Below are 22,012 nucleotides of genomic sequence, written 5' to 3'. Positions count from 1 at the left end.
CCTCGTCGAGGAGGGGCAGGACCCCGGCCCAGGCCCCTTCGTCGTGCAGGAGGTAGTTGCCCTCGGTGATGACGAGCGGGACCCCCGGGTCGACGCCGCGGCCGTGTCAGGATCGTGGGATGGTGGAAAAGATCATCGCGGCGTGCGACGGCGCGTCGAAGGGAAACCCCGGCCCCGCGGCCTGGGCATGGGTCATCGGCAGGGCCGACGGAGCGATCGACCGCTGGGAGGCGGGCCCGCTCGGCCGGGCGACGAACAACGTGGCCGAACTCACGGCCCTGGAACGGCTCCTCGAAGCACTGGACCCCGCCGTACCGGCCGAGGTCCGCATGGACTCCCAGTACGCCATGAAGGCCGTCACGACCTGGCTGCCCGGCTGGCGCCGCAAGGGCTGGAAGACCTCCTCCGGCAGCCCCGTCGCCAACAAGGAACTCGTCGTCCGCATCGACGCGCTCCTCACCGGCCGGGACGTCGACTTCGTCTACGTACCCGCGCACCAGGTCGACGGCGACCCCCTCAACGACGCGGCCGACCGCGCGGCCAGCCACAGCGCCCGTACGCAGGAGCCCACGGGGTCCGCCGCCGGCGCCCCGCTGCCCCCGCCGGAAGCCCCGACGCGCGCCTCCGCGCCCCGCGCGCGCTCCTCAGCGCCGTCCGGCTCCGCCGGCCGTTCCTCCACCGGTCCCGCCGGTGGCGCGACCGCGCGTCGGACACGCCCGGCCGGCGGCACGCTCAAGGCGAGATTCGCCGGCCGCTGCCGCTGCGGCAAGGCCTACGACAAGGGCGAGACCATCGCCAAGAACCCCGACGGCTGGGGCCATCCCGCCTGCGTATGACCCGTCCGCCGTCCGACTGGCGGGCGGCTCCGTCCGTTGCTTGAGACCGGCCGACCCGGGCGCGCGTGAGCCTTCACCCACGCGTGTATCCGGGTTCGCCGAGGGTTCTGTTCTCCGAGCGCTTGTGGCTGCATACTGTCCTCCTCGCACCGGTGACGAACCGTTTTACCTGCTCTTTTGTCGCTCTCACGACATGGTCGGCACCGGCGAGAACCTCCCCCTTGCTGCTGCCGCGGTCACCCCTCGGCGGAAGCTTTCCCTGCCCGTGAAAGACCCGAGGATCCGTGCCAGTACCTGTTCTCCTGACCGGGCGCTCCGTGCGCCTGGAGCCGCTGGCGATGCGGCACGCCGAAGCCCTCGCGCGGGCCGGCGGGGCGGACCGATCGGCCTACGCCTTCACCCCCGTACCCGACGGCTTCGAATCGGCCCTCGACTACATCGCCCGTGCCCTGACAGATCAGGCGGCAGGACGCTCCCTGCCCTTCGCCCTGGTCAGTACGGCCGACGAGCGAGTCATCGGCTCGACCCGGTTCCTCGAACTCGACTACTGGCGGGGGCCGCTGACCTGGCCGCCCGTCCCCGGCATGCCCCACGGAGATCCGCTGACCGCCGTGCCGGACGCCGCCGAGATCGGCAACACCTGGATCGCCCGCGACGCCCGCGGCACGGGTATCAACACCGAGGCGAAGTACCTCATGCTCCGGCACGCCTTCGAAACCTGGGGCGTCCGCCGCATCACGATGCGCGCCGACGCCCGCAACACCCGCTCCAGAATCGCCATCGAGCGCCTCGGAGCGAGTTGCGAAGGCGTCCGTCGCGCCCACTCACGGGGCCTCGACGGAGCCGTCCGAGACACGGCCTTCTACTCGATCCTCGACGAGGAATGGCCGACCGTCCGCGACATCGTCGAACTCCGCCTGTCGACCCCCCGCCAGGTGCGCGTCCCGCAGGACCTGCTCCCGGCCTGAGCCCCTCCGCCACCGCTCCGGCGGGCGCTTCGCGCCCCCGCCGGAGCGGTGGTCCCCCACGCGGTGGCGGTCGGAATCCCCTCGTGCACGTCCAGGCCCTCCCGGTACGGTGATCGCGACAGTGAGCCGCGCCACCCGAAGGGACCGAGTGATCGTGCCGACCGGAACCGCCGACGTACTCCTGCGGACGGAGGGCCGGGCCGGATTCATCACCCTGAACCGCCCCCGTGCCATCAACGCCCTCACCCACGCCATGGTCCTCGCCGTCGACGCGGCCCTGACCGCCTGGGAGCACGACCCGGCCGTCACCACCGTCGTCATCGAAGGCGCCGGTGAGCGCGGCCTCTGCGCCGGCGGCGACATACGCGCCATCCTCGACGGCGCGCGCGCCGGCGGCTCCGCGTCCGAGGCCTTCTGGCGCGACGAGTACCGCCTCAACGCCCGGATCGCCCGCTACCCGAAGCCGTACGTCGCCCTCATGGACGGCATCGTCATGGGCGGCGGCGTCGGTGTCTCCGCGCACGGCTCCGTCCGCGTCGTCACCGAACGTTCCCGGGTCGCCATGCCCGAGACCGGCATCGGATTCGTCCCCGACGTCGGCGGCACCCACCTCCTCGGCCGCGCCCCCGGCGAACTCGGCACCCACCTCGCCCTCACCGGCGGCCACGTCGGCGCCGCCGACGCGATCCTCACCGGCCTCGCCGACCACTTCGTCCCCTCCGCCGAACTGCCCGCCCTGGCCCGCGACCTGACCCTGCTGCCCGCCGCGGAGGCCGTCGCCCGCCACACCGCCACCGCGCCGCCCGGCGTCCTCGCCGAACAGCGGGAGTGGATCGACGCCTGCTACCGGGCCGAGACCGTCGAGACAGTCGTCGAGCACCTCTTCGACACCGGCGTGCCCGCCGCCAAGGAGGCGGCCACCACCCTCCTCACGAAGTCACCGACCGCCCTCAAGGCGACCCTGGCCACCCTTCGCCGCTCCCGCGCCCTCGCCACCCTGGAGGAGGTCCTGGACCTGGAGTTCCGAGTGTCCTGTGCGGCCCTCACCACCCCCGACCTCGCCGAGGGCATCCGCGCCCAGGTCGTGGACAAGGACCGCAACCCCCGCTGGACCCCGCCGACGCTCCCCGAGGTCACGGACGAGGCCGTCGCCCGCTTCTTCACCCCACCGCCCGGCGGCGACCTCGGCCTTGGCGGCGGCTGAGCACGCTCGCCCCCTACCGCCCGGCCCCGGGCCCCAGCCGGACCGTGACCGTCTTCGGCCGCTGGTACTCCTGGAGGGCCAGGGTGCTCAGATCGGTGCCGTGACCGGAGGCGCCGCGGCCGCCGTGCGGGAGCTCCGCGGTCTGGACGAGATGGCAGTTGAGCCAGGCCTCGCCCGCGTCCAGGGCGGCGGCCAGCTCCAGGCCGGTCGCCAGGTCGGTGGTCCAGACGCTCGCCGCCAGTGCCTGCGGGACGCTGTTCGCCAGGGCGAGGGCGGCCGCCGTCCCTTCGGCCCGCTGCACGGTGAGCAGCGGGCCGAACACCTCCTCGGTGACGGCCGGGTCGTCGTCCGGGACGTCCGCGAGCAGGCGGGCCGGCCGCCAGAGCCCCGCCTCCTCGCCCGGCGCCGGGGCGATGCCCGACACGAGGTTCCGCTTGGCTCCCGATGAGGCGACCAGACGGTCGTACCGCTCGGCCTGGTCCGGGTTGTTCAGCGGCCCGAAGTCACGCCCGGCCACCCGGGAGCCCAGGGCCGCCGCGAGCCCCTCGACGGCGGCCTCGTAGTTCTCCGGCAGGGTGATGACCCGCGCGGGCGCGGCACAGCTCTGCCCCGCGTTGTACGTGACGGCCTCCGCGAGGGACGCCCAGGTGTCGGCGGGCGCGTCGGGCAGGACGATCGCCGGGGCGTTGCCGCCCAGCTCCAGACTGACCCGCCGGGTCCCCGCGCGTACCGCCACGTCCGCGCCGGCCCGCCCGCTGCCGGTGAACGCCACCATGTCCACCGCGGATTCCACGAGCAGCCGCCCCGTCTCCCGGTCGCCCGTGACGCACCGGAGCACATCCGCGCCGAGCGCCGACCCGGCGTGTTCGGCGAGCAGCCGGAGGCTGTCGGGGGTCGTCTCGGCCGGCTTCGCCACCACCGTGTTCCCGGCCGCCAGGGCCGGCGCGCAGCGCCAGGCCGCCATGAGCAGCGGGTAGTTCCAGGGCACCACCGCCCCCACCACACCGACCGGCTCCCAGCGCACCCAGCTCTCGTGGCCCGCCACCAGGCGGCCACCGGCCGGTGCGGTACGGGCCCTGGCGGCCGTCGCGAAGAACCGGAACAGGTCCGCGACCTGCTCGATCTCGCCCGCCGCCTCCGCCCCGGGCTTCCCCGTCCCGGCCCGCTCACGGGCCGCGTACTCCGCCGCGTGCTCCTCGACCAGGCCCGCGAGCCGGTCCAGCCGCCGCCCGCGCTCCTTCGGAGTCAGCGCGCTCCAACCGGGGAGCGCGGCGCGTGCGGCGGACACGGCGGCGCGGACCTCGGGCAGCCGGGACCGGTCCGCTGTACCGCGCGGGGCCCCCGTACGGGGGTCGGTGAGCTCGACGGGGGGAGACGTGAAGCTGGAGCTCATGAGGGCCTTTCGCGGTTCGGGGCGGTCCGGGGTTCGCAGGGGCGGCCCGGTTCGTCGGGGCGGTCCGGGTTCACACGTCGTACGACCGCAGCCAGAGCTCCAGCGTGAGCGCCAGCCACAACTTGCCGCCCTGCCGGGGCAGCAGGGCTCCCTCGCCCCGCAGCCAGGCCCGGACGGTCTCCGGCCGGAACAGCCCGCGCCGCCGGGACGTGGGCCCGAGGAGGAGGTCCTGGCCGAGGTCGCGGAGCGGTCCCGTCAGCCACTCCTGCACCGGCACCCGCATCCCGCTCTTGGGCCGGTCGACCACCGTGTCCGGGAGCAGGTCCCGTACGGCCTCCTTGAGGATCCACTTCTCCGCCGTACCACGGAGCTTGAAGGAGGGCGGGGTCGCGAAGGCGTGGTCGACGACCGACCGGTCGAAGAGCGGCGAGCGCCCCTCCACCCCCTGCGAGGAGGTCAGCCGTTCCACCTTCGTGAGGATGTGGTGGGCGCCCTTGGTCCGCAGGTTGCAGTGGAGCAGCTGGTTGAGGAGGTGCCCCATCCGGTACGGGCCGCCTCCGTCCGCCGTCAGGTACGGCGCCACGTGCCGCTCCAGGGGCGGGGCGTCCCGCAGGGCGTCGAGCGCCGGGGCCGTGAGGAGGTCCGGAAGGTCCGTCCAGCACTTGCGGTACGAGCGGAGGTACGCCGTCGCCCGGTCCTCGTCCCAGGGAGCGCCCGGCGTCCGGTGCATCTCCTGGACCAGCATGGGAAGGTTCTTCGGCCCGCCGAAGACGGGGTCACCGCCCTCGCCGTTGAGGACGACGGAGGCGCCGTCGGCGGCCACGGCCTCGGCGAGCAGCAGGTTCGGCACGGTCAGCGGATCGCCGACGGGGCTGTCGAGCAGCGCGGCCGCCTCGGCCAGCCGGGCGGCCACGGTTTTGCCCGATACGTTCAGGACCCGGTGGCGGGTGTGGCAGTGCGCGGCCACCAGACCGGAGTACCCCAGCTCGTTCGGCAGGTCGTCGCCGAAACTGATGGAGTAGGTGTGCACCGGGTGACCGTGGAGCTTCGCCGCCAGGGCCGTGACCAGGGAGCTGTCGATCCCGCCGGAGAGAAGCACGGCGGCAGGCTCGGCGGCGGGCAGCCGGCTCGCCGTCGCCCGCTCCAACAGACCGCGCAGCTCCAGGACATGGCCGGTCGGGTCCTGCGGCGGCGGCTGCTCGAACCGCTCCCGGGGCTCCCAGTGGACGGTCTCGGTGGTCGTCCCGTCCCCGCGCAGCCGCAGCACCCGCCCGGGAAGTAGCTCCCGTACGCCGGTCAGCAGGGTCTCCTCCCCGGGCAGATAGGCGAAGGTGAGGAAGGAACGGACCGCGGACAGGTCCATCGAGGTGCCGAGCGCGGGCCAGCGGCGCAGCGCGCGCAAGGAGGTGGAGGCTGCCCAGGCGCCGCCGGCCCACGCGTAGAAGAGGGTGCGGGCGCCGACGTGATCGCGGATCAGGACCAGGTCCCGGCCGTCGAGCACGGCGAGCACGAACATCCCCTCGGCCAGCGCCACCCCCGCCTCGCCGAGCAACGCCCAGCAGCGAAGGAGCAGTTCACTGTCCGAACAGCCGGGCGGCGGCGGAGCGGCCCGCTCCGCGAGCGCGGCGAGCAGCACCGGCCGGTTGTGCAAGGTGACCTCACCGACCGCCGTACGGCCGTACGCGGTGAACGGGCCCTCGGCGCGGCCGGTCTCACCGGTGAGCAGGGACAGCTCGGCGCCGGGGACGTCGGCCGGGACGTGACCGGGGCCGAGGGCGCCCATCGCGTCGAGATGGGCGCGGGCCTGCCCGGTGGTGGCGGCCAGGCAGGCGCACAGACGTGCCACGTACGGCTCCTTCTCTTGTGCTCTCTCGTGCTCTCGGGTGGCGGACTGGGGCGGCCGGGCTCAGCCGAAGTCGTCGTCGCTCCAGGCGTCCCCTTCGCCGTCCCAGTTCGCGTCCCAGTCGTTCCCGTCGCCGCCCCCGTCGTCAGCGCTGTCACCGCCGCTTTCACCGCCGGAGCCGTCACCACCGCCGCCGGAGGACTGGCTCGCCTGCGCCTGCTGCTGCCGCAGCGCCTCCTCCTGCTCGGGGGACAGGCTCAGCGGCGGCAGCTGGGCGGCGGTGACCGCGAGGGTCGCCACCCCGAGGCCGGTCAGCAGGACGCCCATCCGGCCGCCGAACGAACTGCGGTTGACCAGGACCTTCTCGCCGCGCGCCCACAGGGTGCGGCCGTAGCCGATGTCCCGGGCGTAGGTGACGGTGCCGTCGGCGAGGGTGCGCTTGATGATGCGGTCGCCGAGCAGCTCGTCGGTGCCGGAGGCGCCGCGGCTGTCGCGCCACCGCACGAGGTGCGGATGGGCGGGCGTGCGGCGCCGCCACTCCTCGAGGCCGTCCTCGTAGGTGCGGTGGACGGTGCCGTCGGCGAGCAGTTCGTCCGTGTAGCCGATCTCTTCGGGACGGATCATGGTGTGCGTACCTCGGGTCTGTGGGAGGGAGCGCCGGGACGGGTCACGCGGCGGGCCAGGTCATGAAGCCGGTTCCGCGCAGTCCGCGCAGGCCGCTCCACAGGGAGTCCCGGGGCGGTCGTGGCCCCCGGGTCAGTCGCAGCACGGTCCGTACGAGCCGGGCCGGGGGCACGGCCGCCACCTGGGCGAACCGCCCGCCCGCCAGCCAGTCGGCCTCCCGGGGACGCAGGGCGGCGGGCCGGGCCGCGAGGGCGGCGGGGCCGGGCGCCGGGCCGCGCCCCGAGGGCAGGCGCAGGGAGGCCGCGTGCCGGGGCACCAGGCCCAGGGAGACGACCCGGACGCCGGGAACCGGCCCCAGTCCGGCCCGGACCCGGGCCGGGAGCGCGACCCCGGACGGACTCGCGTCGTGCAGGACGTGCACGGTGGCGCCGCCGGCCCGTTCCAGGGCGGCGAGCAGGCGCGGGTCGAGCGGCAGGGCGTCGGCGGCGGTGAGGATCGGGCACGCCGCTTCCAGATGGACGTGGTTGGCGAGCAGCATCCCGGCGATCGAACGGTCCTGGCAGAGCAGCAGCCGGGGCAGACCGTAGTCGTAGAGGTCCGGCTCCGACGGTTCGCCCGTGCCCGGGAGGTACGGGGCGGGTGGCGCGACCGGCGGCGGGAGGAGGCCCGGTACGGTCTCCCGGCCGCGCGCGTCCAGGGTGCGGGTGAAGGTGGGCAGGCGCGGGGCCGGGGCGGGGGTGCCGGGGACCCGGCTGAGGAGGGCCGTGCCGGGGCTCAGGACGCGGCAGGTCTCGTAGTAGAGCTGGCGCTCGGTGAAACGCAGCCCGCCGGGCGCGGCGGCGCGGACGGCGGCCACGGCGATCGCCCGACCGGTCACCCCTGCCGACACGCGGGCGGCGATTCCGGAGCCGGGGCCGTGGCCCGGACGGGCGGGTTCGCCCTTGAGCGGGCGCGGGAGGTGTCGCTGGCTCATCCGGCCTGGGCGCCTTTCGTTCGGGACGGCGTACCGGCAGACGACGTACCGGCAGACGTCTCGCCGGTCAGTGTCGTCGGCTCGCCCGCCGGCCAGGTCAGGAATCCGTGAGCGGCCCGGAGATCGGAGGGCCCGGCGGCCGTCGCCCGTTCCACCGCCTCCGTGACGACGGACTCCAGGCGGGCCGGGGGGACGGCGGCGAGGGGGCTCCAGAAACCCTCGGCCAGCCACACGGCGTCCTCCTCGGACAGTCCTGCGACGGAACGGAGATCCGCGGCGTCGACGGCGCGCGGGGGAGCGACCCGGTGCACGGCGCCCCGCCGGTGCCGGACCGCGGCGACCGGGAGGCCGGCGTCCAGCACCACCCGGTCCGGGTGGGCGAGGCGGAGCAGTGGGGCGAGCAACGCCCCCAGGGCGCTCGCGTCGTGCAGGACCACCACCGGGAGCCCGCCGGGAACATCCGCCAGCGCGTCGTGAGCGACGGCCGGTTCGGCCTCGACGAGGAGGGCCTTCAGGCGGGCGGGGATGCCGTTGGCCCGGAGGAACACGGCGACCGCGTGGTCGGTGCAGAGGAGGACCACGACGGGGCGGCCCACGGGGGACTCCGGGAGCGCCGGGGCGTGCGGTCCGTCGTCGACCACACCCGGAGGCAGTTGCCCGTACGTGGTCCGCCAGCGGTCCTCCATCAGCTCCCGGAAGCGGGATTCGTACGGAGTGATCAGCGAACCGCCCGGCCGCGCGGGCGTACGTTTCCGCAGCGTGGCCGCCGCGACGAGAGCGAGGGCGGCGGCGCCGCTGAGCGTCGACCACGCGCCGTCGGCGCGGGCGGAGAGGATGAAGAGGGGGAGCGCGAGGGGCAGGGCGACCAGCCACCGGACGAGGGGCCGGACCCCGCGTGCGGGCGACGGCCCCCAGGTGCCGCTGAACGTCCGGCTGAGGTACCAGAGTTGGGTGACGGTCACCTTCCGGCGGCCGCCGTCGGTGGCGTGTGCGGCGATCCTTCGGATCCGGAGGTCGTTCATGCCCCGGCCGTGGCTCCTCGGGTCGAGCGCGAAGGGGCGGTCGCAGCGCGAACAGACGAAGCCGGTCCGCTCCTTGGCCGTCAGACCGGCGGCGCAGTGCGGGCAGATCACCGGCCACCCACCAGGTCAGGACCTGCCGCCTCCGGCCAGGTCAGGAAACCCAGGTCGGCGGCGCGCCGCAGGTCGGCGTCGACCCCGCGGGTGACCTGCGCCGCGACCCGGTCGACCACGGCGAGCAACCTGGCCGGCGGCAGCCCGACGAGGGGGAACCGCCAGCCCTTCCCGAGCCACTTCAGTTCCTCCGGGGTGAACGTGCCGAGCTCGGCGAGGAGCCGCATCTGCTCCGGACCGGGCTTGCGCCCCGGATCCCGGTAGGCCACCGCCTGCGGCAGGGACCGCACCGAGCGCAGCGGCGGACCGGCGTCGACGACCGTGCGGCCCAGCAGGGCGTCCCGGAGCTGACGGACGAGGAGTTCGCCGGACGCGTCGGTGTCGTGGAGCACGAGGACCGGGCCGCCCGACGGTACCGCGCGGGCCTCCTCGGGGCTCCGGGCCGGGACGAGGCCGTACCGGGCGGGCAGGCCGGCGGCGACGAGAAAGGCGACGACGGCGGGGTCGGGGCAGACCAGCACCCCGTTCGTGGTGTCCCCGCCCGTCCCGGTGGCCGTACCGCTGGCGGCCCTACCGCCCTTGGGCGCCTTGGCATCGAGCACACCGGGCGGCAGCGCCCCGTACACCTTCCGCCACTCGGCCAGCACCTGTCCGGGGAAGGCCTCGCGGGAGACGGGCGGGATGCCCTTGCCCGCGCCCGCGGACCGGGCCGCGCCGATGACCAGGGCGGCGATCAGCATGGCGCCGGTGACGATCAGTGGATGCGGGATCTCGCTGACGACCGCCGCGACGACGGCCACGCCGCCGACGACGGCCGCCATGCCCAGGCAGCCCTGCGCGAACGTGCTGTCCTTGATGCGCTTGCGGGAGAGGGCGTACCAGAGTTGGTCCGGGACGATGCCGATCCGGCCCTCGTCGGTGAGGGCGGCGGTGATCCGGCGTACCCGGAGGTCGTTGAGACGGAGCGGGTTGGTCTTGGGGTCCAGCGCGTACTGCTTGGAGCAGCGGGAGCAGCGGTTGCCGGTGCGTTCCCTGCGGAGCAGGTCGTGTTCGCAGTGGGGGCAGATCACCGGGGCACCTCCAGCGCGGTGGCCATCCGGCGCAGCCGGGCGGCCAGCCGTTCCCGGACCGTCGTGGCGGCGATGCCGTGGACCCGCTGGGCGCGCTCGATGTCGCGGAGCGCGGCGGCCAGGGCCCCGTGATCGATGAGGGCTCCGGCGGCCAGGGCCCTGGGGGCGGTGAGCGCACCTGCGGCCGGGGCCGTGCGCGGACCCGCGGCCGGGGCGGTGCGGCCGCCCGGCCCGGCGACGGATACCTCGGCCCGCCGCTCGGCCTCGGCCGCGGTGATCGCGTAGTCCTCGTGGTCGATCCCGTAACCGGTGTTCGCGGCGAGGATGGTCAACGGCACGTCGGCGCGGTTGGCGAACGAGTGCGGCATCATCTCCGGGATCCGGATCAGCATGCCCGGTACGAGCGGGACGTCGACGACACGCGCCCGGGCCGCGTCGTACAGCCCGCAGGCGGCATGGCCGAGGCTGAGGACGAAGTGCTCGCCGCCGTGCGCGTGCGGGGTGAAGGCGCTGCGCGGGCCCACGACCCCGAGTTTCACGGTGGCGTTGGACGGCCGCTCGGGCGAGGTGGCCGCGTCGCCCACCAGGTAGTGGGCGAACTGCCCGTCGTCGATGAACGGCAGGAACTCCCGCTCGGGGCCGAGCTCCCGGCGCCCCTCCCGGTCGGCGAGCAGGATGCTGCCGTCGGGCCTCAGGTGGTACAGCTCGACTCCGCCGGGCAGGTCCCCCGGCACCCCGCTCGGAAGGTCATCCGGTATCCGGTCCTTCGCTCGTACGGATCGCTCCGCCATCGCGCCTCCCCCTGACGCCCGTTGGGCGTACTCACGCACAACCACCGCATGGTAGAACGCCGTTCGGGAACAGCGGGAGACCTCGGCACGACTCCCGCGCGGCCCGGGGGTGAACGCACGTCGTCTCCGGACGGGGCGGCGGCCCGGAGGCGAGACCGGTCATCTGCGGGCCGCCGGCTCCCTCAGCGCCCCGGCGGCCGTCCGCCACGCCTCCGTGACCGCCCCGTGGGCCAGCGTCGTCGCCGCGGCCACGTCGGCGGGCAGCCGGAGCGGTGTCCCGATGTGGACGTGCAGGCCGGGCCTGCGGACGGGCGCCGTGAGCACACCCGCGATCTGCTTCACACGCCCACCGGAGGTGATCCGGCGGGCTCCGGCCTGGCCGATCGGCACGACCGGTGCCCCGGTGACCCCGGCCAGCCGGGCGAGCCCGGTACGGAAGGGCTCCGGCGGGTTCTCGGCGGAGTCGGGGCGCGGCGGGATGCGGCCCTCCGCGTACAGCATGACGTGCCGTCCCGAGGCGAGCGCGACGGCGGCGTGGTCGAGGGCGGCGGCGGCGCGCGCCGAGTTCCGGTGGACGGGCACATGGCCCTCGCGGGTCAGGACCCGGCCGAGCAGCGGGACCCGCCAGAGCCCGGAGGTGGCGAGCAGGACGGGCTCGACGGCCAGCCGCTTGCGGAGCGCGGCGAGGACGAGCGCCGGGTCGGCCGTCGACGTGTGGTTCACGACGAGGATGCTGCCGGGTTCGATCCGGGCCTCCGGGTCGGTGGTGACGGTCAGTCGACCGAAGAACGGCACGACATGGGCGGCGAGACGGCTGAGCACGGGCGGGCCCCCTGGGTCCGAGGACGAAGCTTTGACCCCCTCATCGTGCGGTCCGCGGCCTTCACCCGCATGAGCACGCGTACTCAGCTGCCGTACCCAACCACGGGCCGCGCGGGCCCCGGTGGCCCCGGACCTTCCCGTCCGGTCTACGCTGGGGGCGACGAGCCGACAGGCCGAAGAGCACCAGGGGAGGGGCGCGACACGGTGGCACCTCCCGCGCGACGCCCCACACCCCTCCGACGACTCGCGACGCTCCTGCCCGCGATCCTCTGCGCGGTGTGGTCCCTCCTCGTACTCCCGGCACCGGCGGCGCAGACCCTGGGCCCCATGCCCCACCCGGCCTCCGCCCCGGCCGCCTCCGCCCCCCACCACGGCCCGCCGCGTGCCTCCTCGCCCGAGCCGCACTTCGCGCCCACCGCCGTCGTACGACTCCCGGCCGCCGTCGAGAACCCCGTACGGATCCCGGGAACTCCCGCGGCCCTCGGCACCGTTCCCCCCGAACCGCACGTCCCCGCGCGTGGCGTGCTCGTGGGCGACCCCCGCCGGGAGCGTGCGCCGCCCGGCACCGACCACGGCCCCCGCGCCCCGCGCGGTCCTCCTTCCACCCGGCACAGCTGACGTTCTCCCGCGTCGCCGTCCGGGTCCTCGGCATGCCCTCGGACCGGTCCCGACGCGTATCCGACCGTACGTCCGGCACGGCCGACGCGCGTCCCCGCCCTCCGCGTGGACGCACGCCGTCGCCGTGCGCTGCCTGTGGAGCACCCATGTCCTCTCGATCCGCGTTCTGGCGCGCGCTGCTCGCGCTCGCCGTCGTCGCGCTCTCCCTCTGGATCACCCTGACCACCCCGCCCCGTCTCGGACTCGACCTCCGCGGCGGGACCCGCATCGTCCTCCAGACCGAGGACGGACCCGCCGTACGTGCCGACGCCGCCGCCACCGACCGCGCCCTCGAGGTCCTGCGCAAGCGCGTCGACGGACTCGGTGTCGCGGAACCCTCCCTCGCCCGCTCCGGAGAACGGCGCATCGTCGTCGAACTCCCGGGACTGAGCGACCCACGCCAGGCGGCCGAGGTCATCGGCCGTACGGCGCAGCTCACCTTCCACGCCGTCACCGGAACGGCACAGGCTCCCGCCGGTCCTGCCGGTTCCGCCGGTTCCGCCGAGCAGAACGGTGCCCGCGTCCTCGCCGACCCCGACGCGCCCGGCCGCTTCCTCGCCCTGGCCGCGCCCGCGCTCACCGGCGACGGCGTCGAGAGCGCCGACGCCGTCCTCGACACCTCCAACGGCCGGGGCTGGACGGTCGACCTGTCCTTCCGCGCCGGCGCCGCCGCCGGCTGGGCCCGGCTGACCGGCGACGCGGCCTGCGCGGCGCCCGCGGACCCGGCGCGCAGGGTCGCGATCGTGCTCGACGGCCGCGTCGTCTCCGCTCCCGGCATGCAGGCCGGCGTGCCGTGCGGCGCGGGCATCGGCGGCGGGTCCGCGCAGATCACCGGCGGGTTCTCCGCGCGGGAGGCGCGCGATCTCGCGGCGCTCGTGGAGGGCGGCGCGCTGCCGGTCCCGGTGACGACGGTCGAGCAGAGTACCGTGGGACCGACCCTCGGCGCGGAGGCGATCCGGGCGAGCGCCCTGGCCGCGGTCATCGGCCTCGCCTGCACCGGCGTCTTCGTCATGCTGGTCTACCGGCTCCTCGGGATCCTCGCGACGGCCGCCCTCCTCCTGTACGGGCTGATCTCGTACGCCGCCGTGGTCGCCCTGGGCGCCACGCTCACGCTGCCCGGACTCGCCGGGTTCGTCCTGGCCATCGGCATCGCCGTCGACGCGAACGTCCTCGTCTTCGAACGGGCGAGGGAGGAGTACGCGGCCCTCGGCCGGTCCACCGCCCGCGACCCACGGCGCCCGCTGGCGACGGCGTTCGGCAAGGTGTGGAGCGCGGTCGCGGACTCCCACGTCACCACCCTGCTCGCGGCCGGCCTGCTGTTCGTCTTCGCCACGGGCCCGGTCAAGGGCTTCGGCGTGACCCTCGCGATCGGCGTCGTGACCTCCCTCCTCACCGCGATGGTGATCACCCGGCTCCTCGCCGACCTGACGCTCCGCCTGCCCGTGGTGCGCCGACGGCCCGCGGTCACCGGCATGGCGGGCCTCGGCCGGCTGCGGACCCGGCTGACCCGGCGTGTCCCGCGCCTGATGGTCCACCGGCGCCGCTGGCTGATGTCCTGCGCCGGGCTCCTGATGGTGGCGCTCGCCGGAATCGGCGTCCGGGGACTGGAGTTCGGCGTCGAGTTCACCGGCGGCCGGGTCGTCCAGTACACCGCCGAACGACCCGTCGACGCCGACGCGGCCCGCGCGGCGATCGCGGCGGCGGGCTTCCCCGACGCCGTCGTCCAGGCGACCGGCGGTGGTGAAGGCGACGCGTCCGACGGCGGCGATGTGTCGGTACGCGTACGGGAGACCGGCGACGGCGAGCAGAGCGAGATCCGGGACGCGCTCACCCGGGTCGCCGGCCCGGTGGAGGTGGAGCGCGACGACCTGATCGGACCGAGCCTGGGAGGGGAGCTGCGCACCCACGCGCTGCTCGCGCTCGGCCTCGCGGTGGCGGCCCAGCTGCTGTATCTGACGGTACGGTTCCGCTGGACGTACGCGACGGCCGCGGTGGCGGCGATGACGCAGGACGTCCTGCTCGTGGTCGGCCTGTTCGCCTGGCTGGGCAAGCCGGTGGACAGCGTCTTCCTGGCCGCGCTCCTGACCGTCGTCGGCTACTCGGTCAACGACTCCGTGGTCGTCCTCGACCGGCTGCGGGAACTCAGGCGGCGCGGCGGGGGAGTCCCGCTCCCGGACCTCGCGGACCGGGCCGTCGCCCAGACCCTGCCCCGCACGGTCAACACCGGTATGGGGGCGCTCTTCGTCCTCGTGGCGCTCGCGGTCCTGGGCGGCGACTCGCTCACCGACTTCTCCGTCGCGCTCCTCGCCGGGGTGGTCCTGGGCATGGCGTCCACCGTGTTCACCGCGATGCCCCTGGCCGTGGCCCTGGAGACCCGTAGCCCGGCCCAGGCCCCCGTCTCCGGGGGCGGCCCCGGAGGCGCAGCCGGGCCACGGCGGCGCGCCGGCGCCGACAACCGGGTGGACCGCTCGGGCGCCGTGGTCTGACCTCGCGACACGGCGGCCCGTCGTCCGAACGCCGCACGGCGGCCCGTCGTCCGTGCGCCGCACGGCGGGCCGCCGTCCCGGTCACGCTCCCCGGAGTTCGGCCTCGATCAGGTCGGCGGCCCGGCGCGTGCCGCCCTCGCGGGCCATCGACTCCTGGATCTCCCGTGCGCGGCGCGCCACTTCGGGGTCGTCGAGCAGGGCGAGCATGTCCTTCCGCAGGCGCTCCGGGGTGACCTCCTCCATCGGCAGGTACCGTGCCACGCCCAGGGACTGGAGCATGTCGGCGTTCCCGAACTGGTCGACGGCCTGCGGGACGGCCACCATGGGGGTGGCCGTGGCCAGGCCCTCCTGGCTGCCACCGGCGCCCGCGTGGGTGACGAACGCGTCGGCCTGTCGCAGAATCGCCAACTGGGGGACCCAGGAGTGCACTTCGACGTTGGACGGGACGTCACCGAGCTCGGCCGGGTCGACGAACTTCCCGATCTGCAGGACGACGTGCCAGCCCGGGAGCCCGGCGAACGCCTCGACGCAGTCCCGGTAGAAGCCGGGCTGCTTGGTGAAGGAGGAGCCGAGCGAGACCAGGACGACCTTCTCGGCGTCCGCCGGCCGCTGCCACTCGCCCTGTGCGGCGCGCTCGCCCTGGCAGGCGCCGACGAAGGTGTAGACGGACTCGTCGACCCGCTCGGCGTGCGGCTGGAGGGCCTTCGGGATGAGCACGAGCGCCCGGCGCGGGCGGGCGACGAACCTCTCGGAGTCGGTGTCGAGGCCGTGCTCCGCGAGCCAGGCCTCGAACCGGGCGTAGTACGCCTTGCCGCGCGGCGAGGCCTTGAGCTCGGCGGTCATCGGCGCGGCGACCTCCTCCTCGTACCCCTCCCAGGGCACGAGGTTCGGCCACAGCGAGACGGCCGGGACGCCCCAGGTGTGGGCGAGGACGCGGGCCGGATAGGCGGTGATGTCGTGGAGCACGAGGTCCGGCCGGTCCGCTTCGAAGGCCTCGGCGAGCTGGGGCAGCGCCTGGACGGCGTCGCTCAGGAACGGTTCGAGGTTGTCGATGAGTTCCGTGCCCCACGCGTCGGGGTCGTCGTCGGTCGGGAGCGTCGAGGTGTAGACGACGGGCGTGGCCCCGGTCTCCGCGACCTTCTCCGCGAAGGACGCGGGGATGGCGTAGCTGACGCGGTGGCCTCGGGCGACGAGTTCACGGATGACCTCGAGGCTGGGGTTCACGTGGCCGTGGGCGGCGATGGAGAACATGGCGATGTGCGCGGGGGACGCGGTGGTGGTCATGCCGACCACTGTATGCGAGACGATACGTATCGTCTACTCGTTGATCCGACGCGTCGAGTTCACGCACGGTTCCTCTATCCATGAGCTGTGCATGCCAATATGACGCCTCCCGCACCATGCCGCCCGACCCAGGGGAGACAGTGAAGACACAGGCGTACGCCGCCAGGGGCGCCCTCGCCCTCGCCGGCGCCCTCACGTTGATCATCGCCCTGCCCGGCAGCGCCCTCGCCGCCCCGCCCCCCGCGCTGCCCGCGAACGCCGACGGTCTCGAGCAGACCTTCCAGCCGGCCTACGACTACGACACCGACGGCTGCTACCCCACCCCCGCGATCGGGCCCGACGGCACCGTCAACGGCGGACTCAACCCGTCCGGCGCCGTCAACGGCCAGTGCCGGGACTCCTGGGACCTCACCCAGACCAACGGATACGCCCGCGCGAAGTGCAACAACGGCTGGTGCGCCATCCTCTACGGCCTGTACTTCGAGAAGGACCAGGCCGTGGCCGGCAGCAGCCTCGGGGGGCACCGGCACGACTGGGAGCACGTCGTCGTATGGGTGCAGAACAACCAGGCGCAGTACGTCTCCACGTCCGCCCACGGCAACTTCGACATCCACGGCCGGGACCGGATCCGCTGGGACGGCACCCACCCCAAGGTCGTCTACCACAAGGACGGCATCGGCACGCACTGCTTCCGCCCGGCGAACACCAACGACGAACCGCCCGAGAACCACCAGCACACCTGGCAGTTCCCGAGCCTGGTCGGCTGGAACGGCTACCCGGCCGGCCTGCGCGAGAAGCTCAGCGCGGCCGACTTCGGCAGCGCGGTGTTCGGCCTGAAGGACGGCAACTTCGCCGCCCACCTGGCCAAGGCCAAGCCCGCCGGCATCCCCTTCGACCCGTACGCCTGACCAAATCCCCTAGGGCGGCAACGTTTTCCGCCCCTGCGGCGACCACCTTCCGTCCGCCCTTTCCCGGCGGGCACCCCCACGGACGGAAGGACGCACGACATGACCGAGACCCGAGGCAGGGCGAGACACCGCAGGCGCGGAGGGGCTCTGGTGATCGGTGTCCCGGCGGCGGTCGTCGTGGCAGGGGTCCTGGCGTACGGCACGGCCTTCGGCGTGTTCGGCGCGGACACCCGGCCCGAGGCGAAGGCGGCGGCCGCCCCCGCGTGGGCGCGTGACGTCGCCGACGGCTTCGCCTCGGTCGACGCGCTCGGGCAGAAGGGGACGTACGGCGGGCGCGACGGGAGGACGGTCACCGTCCGGAGCCTCGCCGACCTCGAGAAGTACGCGACCGCCCCGGAGCCGTACGTCATCGTCGTGGCCGGGACGATCACCGTGAACCCCACGGGCAAGGAGATCAAGGTCGCCTCCGACAAGACCATCATCGGCTCGGGCACCTCGGGCCACATCGTCGGAGGCGGCTTCTTCCTCGGCCCGGGCGTCCACAACGTGATTATCCGGAACCTGACGATCCGGGACACGTACCAGGGTGTGTGGAACGATAAGGAACACGACTTCGACGCCGTGCAGATGGACGGCGCGCACCACGTGTGGATCGACCACAACGACCTGCGGCACATGGCCGACGGCCTCATCGACAGCCGCAAGGACACGACGTACGTCACGGTGTCCTGGAACCGTCTCGGCACCAACAACAAGACCTTCGGCATCGGCTGGACGGAGAACGTCACCGCCGACCTGACCCTCCACCACAACTGGTTCCGCGAGACCGAGCAGCGCAACCCGTCCACCGACAACGCCGCCCACGCGCACCTCTACAACAACCTGCTCCAGGACGACCCGGGCACGGACATCACGTCGTCCTACGGCAACTACGCCCGCGGCAGGACCCGCATGGTCCTCGAGAACAGCTACTTCCAAGGTGTGAACAACCCGGTCATCAAGGACGCCACCGCCGCCCTCGTCCAGCGCGGCAACGTCTTCTCCGGCACCACCGGCCGCAACGAGAGCGGCGGAACGGCCTTCGACCCGAGGACGTACTACCCGTACACCCTCGACCCGACGGCCGCGGTGCCCGCCCTGGTGAAGTCCGGCGCCGGCCCGCGCTCCTCCCTCGGCACGAGCCCGGCCGCGGTCGCACCCGCTGTCGCTCCCGCCGCCACCACCCTGACCGTGGCGAAGGACGGCAGCGGCAGGTTCACCAGCGTCCAGAAGGCCGTCGACGCCGTACCTGCGGGCAACACCGCCCCCGTGGTGATCCGGGTCGCGCCCGGCGTCTACCGCGAGACGGTCAAGGTCCCGTCGAACAAGCCCCACATCACCCTCGAGGGCACCGGCAGCAGCCGCAAGGACACCGTCATCGTCGAGGGCCATGCCTCCGGCATGACCAGGCCGGACGGCTCAGGGACGTACGGGACGGGCGGCAGCGCCACCGTCGCGGTCGAGGCCGACGACTTCCGGGCGCGCAACCTCACCGTCTCCAACGACTTCGACGAGGCCGCGAACCGGAACCTGAACGGGCACCAGGCCGTCGCCCTGCGCACCGCCGCCGACCGGATCGTCCTCGACGGCGTCATCGTCAGCGGAGACCAGGACACCCTCCTCCTCGACACCGCCGCCAAGGACAGGACCGGCCGGGTGTACATGACCAACTCCTACGTGATCGGCAACGTCGACTTCGTCTTCGGCCGAGCCACCGCGGTCATCGACAGGTCCGTCCTCACCCTGAAGAAGCGCTGGGACGGCACGTCCGCCGGATACGTGACGGCGCCGAGCACCCCCGCGGGCCGCAAGGGCTTCCTCATCACGCGCTCCACCGTGAACGGCGACGTCACCGGGGGCAGCTTCTTCCTCGGGCGCCCCTGGCACGCGGGCGGCGACGCCACCCTCTCCCCGCAGACGACCGTCCGCGACAGCGTCCTCAGCGGCGCCGTCAGGACCGCGCCCTGGACGGACATGGGCGGCTTCTCCTGGAAGGCCGACCGCTTCGCCGAGTACCGCAACACCGGCCCCGGCTCCGGCCCGTCCCACCCGGACCGACCCCACCTGACGCCCGCCCAGGCCGCCACCCAGGACACCGCGCACTGGCTCGACGGCTGGACTCCGACCACGAGTTGACCGCCGACCGGCCGTGCCAGGGCACTGACCTGGGCGGACGGCTCAGGGAGCCGCTGTGCGATCATGCGGGGGCCCCAGGGGAGGGGCCGAATCGGTGTGGTGACGCGAGGAGAGCGGTGTGAACGCGGGCGGGGAACGGGACGGTTCGTCGGTACCGGACGACGTGTGGGAGCAGTTCCTGCGCGACTCGGTGGAAGGCGTGGCGGACGCCCCCAAGGAACCGTCCGCGCGAGCCCGGGTCGTGGCGGACCGGCTGCGCGACCAGCCCCGGACGGCCGAGGGATGGCGTACGTACACGCCGCCCCCGCCCCGGCGGAAGAAGGGCTGGTACGGAGTCGGGCTGCTGGCCGCGGTGGCGCTGCTCGTCGTGGCGGTTTTCGACCCGTGGCAGATGATCGGCACCTCCGACGGGAACAGCGCGTCGGGGGCGCCGCTCGCCCAGGAGGCGGAGCGACCGACACAGGCGCCGCCCGTGGAGCCGACCCAGCGCCCCACGCTCGCCGAGCCGTTCAAGGGCTCGCCCGCGGCGCGCTGGGCGGACGGAACGGCCGGGATCACCGTCCCGGCCGCCCGCGCCACCGGCTGGATGACCAAGGCACAGGTGGAACAGGCCCTCCGGCAGACCCGCGACTTCCTCGCCGCGTCCAACCTGGACCCGGCTGTCCTCGGCGGCGGGCGCCCCACGAAGGCCATCGCCCTGATCAACCCGCACCAGCGGGACGTCAAGGACTACCTGGCCGCCGCGTTCCGCACGCCGAGCGAGGAGAACGACCCGCTGCTGCTGTTCAGCCGCTTCGAGTCGTCACGCGCGCGCCTGGTCGGCGACGTGGTCAAGGCCCGGGGCCGCATCACCTACCGGGAGGGCGAGCGCGGCGCCCTCCAGGTCACCACCGACGTCACCTACGTGTACCCGGTCGCACCGGCGGGCGGCGGCGACGAGGTCGTGCGCACCATCGTGCGGCGCGAGGTGGTCCTCAACTGGGACGACCCCTCGAAGATCATCACCAGGCAGGGCACCTTCTCCCTCGTCTCGTACAAGGTCGACATGACCAACGGCGGCTGCGACAACAACACCGGCTACTTCCGACCGGAGTTCGGCACGAACGGAACCGGCACCGGCCCCACCGACGGCGAGACCGTCGACCCGTACGACCGCAGTACGGCGATCGCCGCCGGGAGCGGCACCGGCGGCGACGGCTGCAGGACCGCGACGCGTTCGTAACTCCCGTTTCGCGGACCGGGGCCGGCCGAGCGCGGCCGGGGCATGGTCACGCGCACGCGTGGCGGGCACGATGGGGGCGACCACGGCGGAAGGACGGGACCGCGCCGCCGAGGCAGCCGACAGCACTCGGAAGGGACGAGCCTCCCCATGCCCCAGCACTACGGCGACTACCAGCACGAGATCTACTTCGACGGGCTCTTCGGGGTGCTCCCCACGCTCCCGATGACCTTCGCCGAACTGGAGACGAAAGCGAGGGCGGCGCTCCCGCCCTCGCTCTGGTCGTACGTGGCGGGCGGCGCGGGCGACGAGTACACCCAGGAGGCCAACGTCACCGCCTTCCGGAACTGGGGACTCGTGCCGCGCATGATGGTCGGCGCCGCCCACCGGGACCCGTCCGTCGACGTGTTCGGGCTGACTCTGCCGTCCCCGCTGTTCATGGCCCCCGTCGGGGTCATCGGGCTCTGCGCCCAGGACCGCCACGGCGACCTGGCGACCGCTCGCGCCGCCGCCCGCACCGGCGTGCCGATGATCGCCTCCACCCTCTCCGAGGACCCGATGGAGGAGGTCGCCGCCGCGTGCGGCGACACACCGGGCTTCTTCCAGCTCTACACGCCCACCGACCGCGACCTCGCCGAAAGCCTCGTGCACCGGGCCGAGTCGGCCGGATTCCGGGGCATCGTCGTCACCCTCGACACCTGGATCACCGGCTGGCGCCCCCGCGACCTCGCCACCAGCAACTTCCCCCAGCTGCGCGGCCACGCCCTCGCGAACTACACCTCCGACCCCGTCTTCAGGGCCCGCCTTGCCAAGCCCCCCGAGGAGGACCCGCGCGCCGCCGTCCTGCAATGGGCGGGCGTCTTCGGCAAACCGCTGGTCTGGGACGACCTGCCCTGGCTGCGCTCGCTCACCGACCTGCCGATCGTCCTCAAGGGCATCTGCCACCCCGAGGACGTCCGCCGCGCCAGGGACGGAGGTGTGGACGGCGTCTACTGCTCCAACCACGGCGGCCGCCAGGCCAACGGCGGCCTGCCCGCCCTGGACGCCCTGCCGGAGGTGGTCGCCGCCGCCGAGGGCCTCCCCGTGCTCTTCGACTCCGGCGTCCGTACCGGAGCCGATGTCGTCAAGGCCCTCGCCCTCGGGGCCACCGCGGTGGGCGTCGGCCGCCCGTACGCGTACGGCCTCGCCCTCGGCGGTACGGACGGAGTCGTCCACGTCCTGCGCTCGCTCCTCGCCGAAGCCGACCTGATCATGGCCGTCGACGGCTACCCCACCCTCGCCGACCTCCGCGTCGACGGCGCCCTCCGCCGCGTACGGGCCTGAAGAACGGGCCCGCAGGGCCCCGAGCGCGCGGATTACCTGTCAGCCGAACGGCGTGGTAGGACTGTTCGGGCTCATCGATCGATGTCAACGGGGGATACGAATCGTGGCTGTCACGGTGCCGGACTGGGCGGACACTCTGCTGGACCTGGTGGGGGTGAACTGGCCCAACGTGGACGAGGACGCGTACCGCGACATGGCGGACGCGCTGCGGGAGTTCGCGGACGATCTGGCCGACGACGGCCAGCTCGCCAACAACCATGTGCAGCGCCTGTTGTCCTCGGGGCACGGCGAGGCGATGGACGC

The 22,012-nt window shown here is 74.0% G+C and carries 19 protein-coding genes and 1 pseudogene; 10 read left to right on the top strand and 10 right to left on the bottom strand.

Annotated features, from left to right (window positions below):
- Window positions 1–94: pseudogene (locus ABT034_RS34200) on the bottom strand (nucleoside/nucleotide kinase family protein); the annotation flags it as partial.
- A gap of 25 nt (window positions 95–119) precedes the next feature.
- Here ABT034_RS34200 and ABT034_RS34195 point away from each other — a divergent pair.
- The 3 genes from ABT034_RS34195 to ABT034_RS34185 all read left to right on the top strand — a co-directional run bounded on the left by ABT034_RS34195 (window position 120) and on the right by ABT034_RS34185 (window position 3,008).
- Window positions 120–836: a ribonuclease H family protein gene (locus ABT034_RS34195; protein WP_351221000.1), complete on the top strand. Its 717-nt coding sequence runs from the start codon at window positions 120–122 to the stop codon at window positions 834–836.
- A 284-nt stretch (window positions 837–1,120) separates the two neighbouring features.
- Complete coding sequence (locus ABT034_RS34190; protein ID WP_351220999.1) at window positions 1,121–1,804, top strand: GNAT family N-acetyltransferase; 684 nt, start codon at window positions 1,121–1,123, stop codon at window positions 1,802–1,804.
- Between the two features lie 154 nt (window positions 1,805–1,958).
- Window positions 1,959–3,008 carry an enoyl-CoA hydratase/isomerase family protein gene (locus ABT034_RS34185; protein WP_502973110.1) on the top strand — a complete coding sequence of 350 codons (1,050 nt, stop codon included), beginning with the start codon at window positions 1,959–1,961 and terminating at the stop codon, window positions 3,006–3,008.
- Window positions 3,009–3,021: 13 nt separating this feature from the next.
- Here ABT034_RS34185 and ABT034_RS34180 read toward each other — a convergent pair whose 3' ends face one another.
- The 8 genes from ABT034_RS34180 to ABT034_RS34145 form a co-directional block, all read right to left on the bottom strand.
- Window positions 3,022–4,401, bottom strand: coding sequence for an aldehyde dehydrogenase family protein (locus tag ABT034_RS34180; protein WP_351220997.1), 1,380 nt, complete (start codon window positions 4,399–4,401; stop codon window positions 3,022–3,024).
- Window positions 4,402–4,471: 70 nt separating this feature from the next.
- The gene (locus ABT034_RS34175; RefSeq protein ID WP_351220996.1) at window positions 4,472–6,247 is read right to left on the bottom strand and encodes an asparagine synthetase B family protein; all 1,776 of its coding nucleotides are present in this window, start codon (window positions 6,245–6,247) and stop codon (window positions 4,472–4,474) included.
- Between the two features lie 60 nt (window positions 6,248–6,307).
- A complete protein-coding gene (locus ABT034_RS34170) occupies window positions 6,308–6,868 on the bottom strand; it encodes a hypothetical protein (RefSeq protein ID WP_351220995.1) in 561 nt (186 codons plus the stop codon).
- Window positions 6,869–6,911: 43 nt separating this feature from the next.
- A complete protein-coding gene (locus ABT034_RS34165) occupies window positions 6,912–7,841 on the bottom strand; it encodes a hypothetical protein (RefSeq protein WP_351220994.1) in 930 nt (309 codons plus the stop codon).
- On the bottom strand, window positions 7,838–8,974 hold the full coding sequence (locus ABT034_RS34160; protein ID WP_351220993.1) for a hypothetical protein: 1,137 nt from the start codon (window positions 8,972–8,974) through the stop codon (window positions 7,838–7,840). Before ABT034_RS34160 ends, ABT034_RS34165 begins: the two co-directional genes overlap by 4 nt.
- Entirely contained in the window at window positions 8,971–10,044 is a 1,074-nt protein-coding gene (locus ABT034_RS34155; protein ID WP_351220992.1) for a hypothetical protein, read from the bottom strand. Before ABT034_RS34155 ends, ABT034_RS34160 begins: the two co-directional genes overlap by 4 nt.
- Entirely contained in the window at window positions 10,041–10,835 is a 795-nt protein-coding gene (locus ABT034_RS34150; RefSeq protein ID WP_351220991.1) for a cupin domain-containing protein, read from the bottom strand. Before ABT034_RS34150 ends, ABT034_RS34155 begins: the two co-directional genes overlap by 4 nt.
- Window positions 10,836–10,994: 159 nt before the next feature.
- Window positions 10,995–11,657: a lysophospholipid acyltransferase family protein gene (locus ABT034_RS34145; protein ID WP_351220990.1), complete on the bottom strand. Its 663-nt coding sequence runs from the start codon at window positions 11,655–11,657 to the stop codon at window positions 10,995–10,997.
- A 204-nt stretch (window positions 11,658–11,861) separates the two neighbouring features.
- On the opposite strand from ABT034_RS34145, the gene ABT034_RS34140 reads away from it, so the two are divergent.
- Window positions 11,862–12,275, top strand: a complete 414-nt coding sequence (locus tag ABT034_RS34140) for a hypothetical protein (RefSeq protein ID WP_351220989.1) — start codon at window positions 11,862–11,864, stop codon at window positions 12,273–12,275.
- Window positions 12,276–12,421: 146 nt separating this feature from the next.
- A complete protein-coding gene (secD, locus tag ABT034_RS34135; protein ID WP_351220988.1) occupies window positions 12,422–14,800 on the top strand; it encodes a protein translocase subunit SecD in 2,379 nt (792 codons plus the stop codon).
- An 81-nt stretch (window positions 14,801–14,881) separates the two neighbouring features.
- Here secD and mgt read toward each other — a convergent pair whose 3' ends face one another.
- Entirely contained in the window at window positions 14,882–16,084 is a 1,203-nt protein-coding gene (gene mgt / locus ABT034_RS34130; protein WP_351220987.1) for a macrolide-inactivating glycosyltransferase, read from the bottom strand.
- Window positions 16,085–16,224: 140 nt separating this feature from the next.
- Between mgt and ABT034_RS34125 the strand changes: the two genes are divergently transcribed.
- The 5 genes from ABT034_RS34125 to ABT034_RS34105 form a co-directional block, all read left to right on the top strand.
- The gene (locus tag ABT034_RS34125; RefSeq protein ID WP_351220986.1) at window positions 16,225–16,992 is read left to right on the top strand and encodes an NPP1 family protein; all 768 of its coding nucleotides are present in this window, start codon (window positions 16,225–16,227) and stop codon (window positions 16,990–16,992) included.
- 99 nt (window positions 16,993–17,091) lie between these two features.
- A complete protein-coding gene (locus tag ABT034_RS34120; RefSeq protein ID WP_351220985.1) occupies window positions 17,092–19,167 on the top strand; it encodes a pectinesterase family protein in 2,076 nt (691 codons plus the stop codon).
- A 118-nt stretch (window positions 19,168–19,285) separates the two neighbouring features.
- Window positions 19,286–20,389: a hypothetical protein gene (locus ABT034_RS34115; protein ID WP_351220984.1), complete on the top strand. Its 1,104-nt coding sequence runs from the start codon at window positions 19,286–19,288 to the stop codon at window positions 20,387–20,389.
- 147 nt (window positions 20,390–20,536) lie between these two features.
- Complete coding sequence (locus ABT034_RS34110; protein WP_351220983.1) at window positions 20,537–21,709, top strand: alpha-hydroxy-acid oxidizing protein; 1,173 nt, start codon at window positions 20,537–20,539, stop codon at window positions 21,707–21,709.
- Window positions 21,710–21,812: 103 nt separating this feature from the next.
- On the top strand, window positions 21,813–22,012 hold a 200-nt coding region (locus ABT034_RS34105; RefSeq protein WP_351218055.1), incomplete at its 3' end, for a hypothetical protein.

The sequence above is a fragment of the Streptomyces sp. NPDC002773 genome, assembly GCF_040295605.1.
Taxonomy (GTDB): Bacteria; Actinomycetota; Actinomycetes; order Streptomycetales; family Streptomycetaceae; genus Streptomyces.
This window is presented reverse-complemented; position numbering and strand designations above follow the sequence as displayed.

Excerpts from the sequence above, each read along its gene's own strand:
- ABT034_RS34180 (WP_351220997.1), bottom strand. The coding sequence starts at position 4,401 with ATGAGCTCCAGCTTCACGTCTCCCCCCGTCGAGCTCACCGACCCCCGT.
- ABT034_RS34150 (WP_351220991.1), bottom strand. The coding sequence starts at position 10,835 with ATGGCGGAGCGATCCGTACGAGCGAAGGACCGGATACCGGATGACCTT.
- ABT034_RS34165 (WP_351220994.1), bottom strand. The coding sequence starts at position 7,841 with ATGAGCCAGCGACACCTCCCGCGCCCGCTCAAGGGCGAACCCGCCCGT.
- secD (WP_351220988.1), top strand. The coding sequence starts at position 12,422 with ATGTCCTCTCGATCCGCGTTCTGGCGCGCGCTGCTCGCGCTCGCCGTC.
- ABT034_RS34195 (WP_351221000.1), top strand. The coding sequence starts at position 120 with ATGGTGGAAAAGATCATCGCGGCGTGCGACGGCGCGTCGAAGGGAAAC.
- ABT034_RS34170 (WP_351220995.1), bottom strand. The coding sequence starts at position 6,868 with ATGATCCGTCCCGAAGAGATCGGCTACACGGACGAACTGCTCGCCGAC.
- mgt (WP_351220987.1), bottom strand. The coding sequence starts at position 16,084 with ATGACCACCACCGCGTCCCCCGCGCACATCGCCATGTTCTCCATCGCC.
- ABT034_RS34120 (WP_351220985.1), top strand. The coding sequence starts at position 17,092 with ATGACCGAGACCCGAGGCAGGGCGAGACACCGCAGGCGCGGAGGGGCT.
- ABT034_RS34110 (WP_351220983.1), top strand. The coding sequence starts at position 20,537 with ATGCCCCAGCACTACGGCGACTACCAGCACGAGATCTACTTCGACGGG.